This window comes from Intrasporangium sp., assembly GCF_040414665.1.
Taxonomy (GTDB): Bacteria; Actinomycetota; Actinomycetes; order Actinomycetales; family Dermatophilaceae; genus Intrasporangium.
Window position 1 is genome coordinate 1 of the sequence record NZ_JBEDUL010000074.1, and the last position, 4,780, is coordinate 4,780.

5 protein-coding genes and 1 pseudogene are annotated in these 4,780 nt (G+C 70.2%); 5 read left to right on the forward strand and 1 reads right to left on the reverse strand.

What is annotated here, in order from left to right; translation table 11 throughout:
- The 4 genes and pseudogenes from ABF401_RS08570 to ABF401_RS08585 all read left to right on the forward strand — a co-directional run.
- Positions 1 to 206: pseudogene (locus tag ABF401_RS08570) on the forward strand (aa3-type cytochrome oxidase subunit I); the annotation flags it as partial.
- Between the two features lie 29 nt (positions 207 to 235).
- Entirely contained in the window at positions 236 to 1,051 is an 816-nt protein-coding gene (locus ABF401_RS08575; RefSeq protein WP_353509126.1) for an adenylate/guanylate cyclase domain-containing protein, read from the forward strand.
- Positions 1,052 to 1,069: 18 nt separating this feature from the next.
- Positions 1,070 to 2,083, forward strand: coding sequence for an ERCC4 domain-containing protein (locus tag ABF401_RS08580; protein ID WP_353509127.1), 1,014 nt, complete (start codon positions 1,070 to 1,072; stop codon positions 2,081 to 2,083).
- 91 nt (positions 2,084 to 2,174) lie between these two features.
- A complete protein-coding gene (locus ABF401_RS08585; RefSeq protein ID WP_353509128.1) occupies positions 2,175 to 3,608 on the forward strand; it encodes a lipase/acyltransferase domain-containing protein in 1,434 nt (477 codons plus the stop codon).
- A gap of 22 nt (positions 3,609 to 3,630) precedes the next feature.
- Here the strand turns inward: ABF401_RS08585 and ABF401_RS08590 are convergent, their stop codons facing one another.
- A complete protein-coding gene (locus tag ABF401_RS08590; RefSeq protein WP_353509129.1) occupies positions 3,631 to 4,155 on the reverse strand; it encodes a 2'-5' RNA ligase family protein in 525 nt (174 codons plus the stop codon).
- A 158-nt stretch (positions 4,156 to 4,313) separates the two neighbouring features.
- Between ABF401_RS08590 and ABF401_RS08595 the strand changes: the two genes are divergently transcribed.
- The coding region (locus ABF401_RS08595) for a DoxX family membrane protein (RefSeq protein ID WP_353509130.1) at positions 4,314 to 4,780 on the forward strand (467 nt) is incomplete at its 3' end.

Consider the following 4,780-nt stretch of genomic DNA (forward strand, 5'->3'; position numbering starts at 1 on the left):
CCTGGGGCTACGGCGCCTCGCTCGAGTGGGCCACCTCGTCACCGCCGCCGCGGCACAACTTCACCTCGCTTCCCCGGATCCGCTCCGAGCGCCCCGCCTTCGACCTCCACCACCCCGAAGCCGCGCCGCCGTCATGGCATGCGCCAGCGAGGCTGACGCTGAGAATGGAGCCGGAGGATCAGCAACCGCCGCCAAAGCGCGGGTGAGGTCCCGCAGCGCGGCGTACATTCGTGGGGTGACCGGGTCGGATCCCAAGATGTCGCCCGAGGACATCCGTCTCTACATGATGGGCGTGCACCCCGGCATGGACGAGCATCGACGGCTGTTCAGGCGAATCCCCTCCGAGCCGCGATGCAAACTGTGCATGGTGCCGTTCGGCGGCATCGGGGGCGCTGCGTTCCGGGTCCGGGGCTTCGGCCGCTCGTCCAACCCCATGCTGTGCAACAAGTGCACGGTTGAGCTGGGCAAGCACGGCCTCACCGGGGTCGAGATCCCGTGCACCCTGCTGTTCTCGGACATCCGCGGCTCGACCGCGCTGGGCGAGAAGATGCGGCCCACCGAGTTCCACGCCTTCCTCGACCGCTTCTACAAGCTCGCCACCCGCGCCATCGTCGACCACGACGGGATCGTCGACAAGCTCGTCGGCGACGAGGTCATCGGCCTGTTCTTCGGCGGCGTGAGCGGCCCCGACCATGCCGGCGCGGGCATCCGCGCAGCCCTCGACCTGGCCGACCGCGTCGCCGACCGGAAGGCGACTCCGATGGGCCCGATCCCCGTCGGGACCGCGGTCCACACCGGGGACGCCTTCGTCGGCGCGACCGCGCTCAACGGCTCGGTCGATGACTTCACCGCATTGGGAGACACGGTGAACACCACCGCCCGGTTGGCCTCCGTCGCCGGGCCCGGCGAGGTCCTCGTCAGCAACGCGTCGGCCGACGCAGCCCACCTCGCCATGGCCGACGAGGAGCATCGGGTCCTCGAGATCAGGGGCCGCAGCGAGCCCATCGAGGTCGTCGTGCTGCGCCACGCCTCGAAGGACGCAATGGCCTGAGGACCCCGAGGTCGCGCGGTGCTGCGGCAGACTGTGCTCGTGCCCGACGACTTCCTCGTGGCCCGGAACCCCGAGGAGGGCAGTTCGCTGCCCTACCTCGTGCGGATCCCGCTCGGCCCGGACGGGGTCGTCCTCAAGGCCCGCGAAACGTGGCCTCGCACGAGCAAGGTCTACTGCCATCGCGCCGAGGGGTGGCCACTGGACGCGGAGATCGTCGAGCGCGTGCCGACGCGGGTCTGCACGAGCCGCGGCGCGGCCATCGACCTCGTGCTCGACCGCGGCCGGGAGAACCGGTCCCAGTTCGTGCTCGCCCGGGCCAAGGGACGGCAGGTCATCTTCTGGCAGACGCCGCGCACGGCCAAGCAGGCCCGGCCCAACGTCAGGATCCCCACCGCCCGCCCCCGCACGACCGTAGACGAACCCGGCACCGCGCCCGCCGAGCTGGAGATCCTCGTCGACACCCATGAGCGCTACGGGTGGCGGTTCAGCCGCCAGCAGGCCGTCACCCGCAAGCAGGCACTGGCCGTCGGCGACTACGCGGTCGAGCTGGACGGACGGGTCGTGGCGGCCGTCGAGCGCAAGTCCCTGCAGGACCTGGCGTCAAGCCTGCTCAACGGGAAGCTGCGGTACGCGCTGGCCGAGCTCAGCGGCATACGGCATGGGGCGGTGGTGGTGGAGGACAAGTACTCCCACGTCTTCTCGCTGGGGCACGTCCGGCCGTCGGCGGTGGCCGACGCCATCGCCGAATGCCAGGCGAGGTACCCGACGGTGCCCATCACCTTCTGCGAGACGCGGGGACTCGCCCAGGAGTGGACGTACCGGTTCCTGGCAGCCTCCCTCCACGAGGCGAGGCTGGAGCTCGGCGCCGAGCCGCACCTCTACGACCTCGAGCCCGCTGGACCGGTGCCACCGCGAGAGCCGACGACGGCGGAGGTGCGCGCCTGGGCCCTCGCGGCCGGTCTCCCGGTGAGCGACCGTGGCCGGATCCGTCCGGAGGTCTGGGACGCCTACCGGTCGGCAGTCGGTCCTTGACCGAACCCGTCACATCCGGATGGATCCCGTGCCACCGTTGAGCCATGGGGGCGCACCGAGCACTGAAGTTGGCACTGGGGTGGACACTGCGATGAACAACGAGGACGTGGTCGTCGTCCTGCCCGGGATCATGGGCAGCACGCTCGGGGTGCGCGGCAAGGACGGCTCGCCGGCCGCAGACAACCTCTTCTGGGCGCCGTCGGGCGGGGCGGTCTGGAACCTGTTGACCAGGCGCAACAGCATCCTCGACCACGGTCTGCCGGAGGGCATCGGTGACGCCCACCCCGAGGACGGGGTCGAGCCGGTGGGACTGATGCCGGACGTCCACGCGATCCCCGGGATCTGGACCCCGCTGAAGGGCTATGACGTCCTCGTTGACCACCTCCGGTCGCTCGGGTACCACGAGGCGGCCGGCAGCCGCCCTGCGAACCTGGTCCTCGCGCCGTATGACTGGCGCCTGTCGAACCGCTACAACGGTCAGCACCTCGCGACCATCGTCGAACCGGCACTCGACCGCTGGCGTGCACAGGGCGGGCAGTACGACGACGCGCGACTCGTCTTTGTGTGCCACTCCATGGGTGGCCTCGTCGCACGCTGGTACATCGAGCGGTGCGGGGGCCACGAGGTGACCCGCAAGCTCATCACCCTGGGCACACCCTGGCGTGGCGCGACCAACGCGATCGAGCAGCTCGTCAACGGCGTCCGGAAGGGCATCGGGCCGTTGTCGATCAACCTCACCGACTTCGCCAGGAGCCTTCCGTCACTGCACCAGCTGATGCCCGAGTTCGCTTGCATCACAGACGGGTCCGAGTTCCTCAAGACCACGGAGACCACCGTGCCGGAGCTGCGCACCGAGATGGTCAAGGACGCGATGGCCTTCCACACGGACCTGCAGGAGAGCGAGCGAGCGCGGGCCGACAGCCGGGGCATCGCGCACCTCATCGTCGGGATCCGCCAGCCGACGAACACGACGGTCCGGCTTGCCGACGGGCGCGCCGCGGTCTCCGAGTCGTTCGGTTCGGAGAACGACTACGGCGACGGCACCGTCCCGCTGACCGGGGCCATCGGGCACGACGAGCGCCTGGACACCAACCTCGCGGTGCGCGTGCCCGAGAACCACAGCGCCCTGCAGTGCAACCGCTTCGTGCTCGACCAGATCCAGGAGCTGCTCACGGCCAGGCCGGTCCGTCGTCGCGACCTCTCGACCGTCAGCGTCCGCGCCCGGGTGCCGGACCTCGTCGTCGAGGGCGAGCCGCTCGAGGTGGATGTCGACACCGACGTGGACGCCGATGCCGGACCGCTCGGGGCCGGATCGCCGTCAACGCTCGTCGTCACGGTCAGCACCGAGACGGGCGACGTCATCCTTCGAGAGGTCGTCTCACTCGACGGTGACGGATCCGCGCGGGCATCGTTGGGCGATCTGCCGCCCGGCACCCACACCGTGACGGTCTCGGGCGCCACCCCCGCTGCCGGCGTCCGCACGGTCACGACGTCCACCATGGTGTGGCCGACAGCGTCGACCTGACCCGGATCGCCACAGGTCCACGTCAGGGCACGCCGGGCAGCGGCCAGGTCCGGCCGGTGGAGCTGTCGACGAGGGCCGCCCGGTCGACCGCACCGGTGAGGGGCAGGATGTCGGCGACCTCCTTGACGACGACCGCGAGCGCGGGTCCCGTCGCCCGAGTGGCCAACGAGACGTGCGGCACCCAGCGACCAGGACCATAGTGCCGATGGAGCACTGCACCGGCCTCGACCACAGCCGCCGCGACCGCCTCCTGCCGGGCCGCCACGTCGGCCGGGACCGCGGGTGCCAGCGCCGCGCGGCCTCGCGGGAAGGCCACGGTGCCCTGGAAGCTCACCTCGAAGCCGCCCTTGTCCGGGAGGTCCTCCATGGCTGCGTGGACGAGCCCGACGTCCCACTCGAGGAGAACCGCATAGGACAGGTGCGGTAGGTGCCTTCCGTGGGTGTGTGACTCCAGCGTCCGAATGCCTCTCTCCTCCAGCCGCGCCCACAGCTCGCGGATCAGCCGGTCGGTCCGCGGGTCGAACAGGAGGCACACAGCCAGGGCCATCCCCCTAGCCTCCCACGCGCTCACACACCGGGGCACACGTTGGCAAACCGGGCGAATTCCGGCTGGGTACCTGCACTCATCCTCACGCCCTTGCGTATCTCCCTGCCGCGTCAGGCACCTGTGCTGTCGACGCCAACAGCACTCCAAGGAGAGTCACCATGTCGCAGTATGTCGCCGACCGTCCCGGTCGTCAGATCCACCTCCCGAAGCCGGCTCTCGCGGCCGTCCTCGATCAGCTCCACGGCCTCCTCGAGCGCTTCAGCGTTGCGCTCCTTCGCATCAGCCTCGGCCTCGTCTTCCTCGGCTTCGGCATCCTGAAGTTCTTCCCGGGCCTCAGCCCGGCCGAGGACATCGCGGCGGCCACCATCGAGCGGCTCACCTTCGGCGTCGTCGCCGGACACCACGCCGTCCTCATGACCGCCATCGTCGAGACCTTCATCGGACTGACGCTGGTGACCGGCCGATTCGTCCGCCTCGGCCTGGTCGTCCTGACCGGTGCCCTCGTCGGGATCATGTCGCCTCTCGTCCTGTTCACCGACCAGCTCTTCCCGCACGGCCCCTCGCTCATGGGTCAGTACGTCGTCAAGGACATCGTCCTTGCTGCCGGCGCCATGGTCGTGGCCGC

Bases quoted from the DNA above. Each gene is read 5' to 3' on its own strand.
- ABF401_RS08590 (WP_353509129.1), bottom strand. From the start codon at position 4,155: ATGGCCCTGGCTGTGTGCCTCCTGTTCGACCCGCGGACCGACCGGCTG.
- ABF401_RS08585 (WP_353509128.1), top strand. From the start codon at position 2,175: ATGAACAACGAGGACGTGGTCGTCGTCCTGCCCGGGATCATGGGCAGC.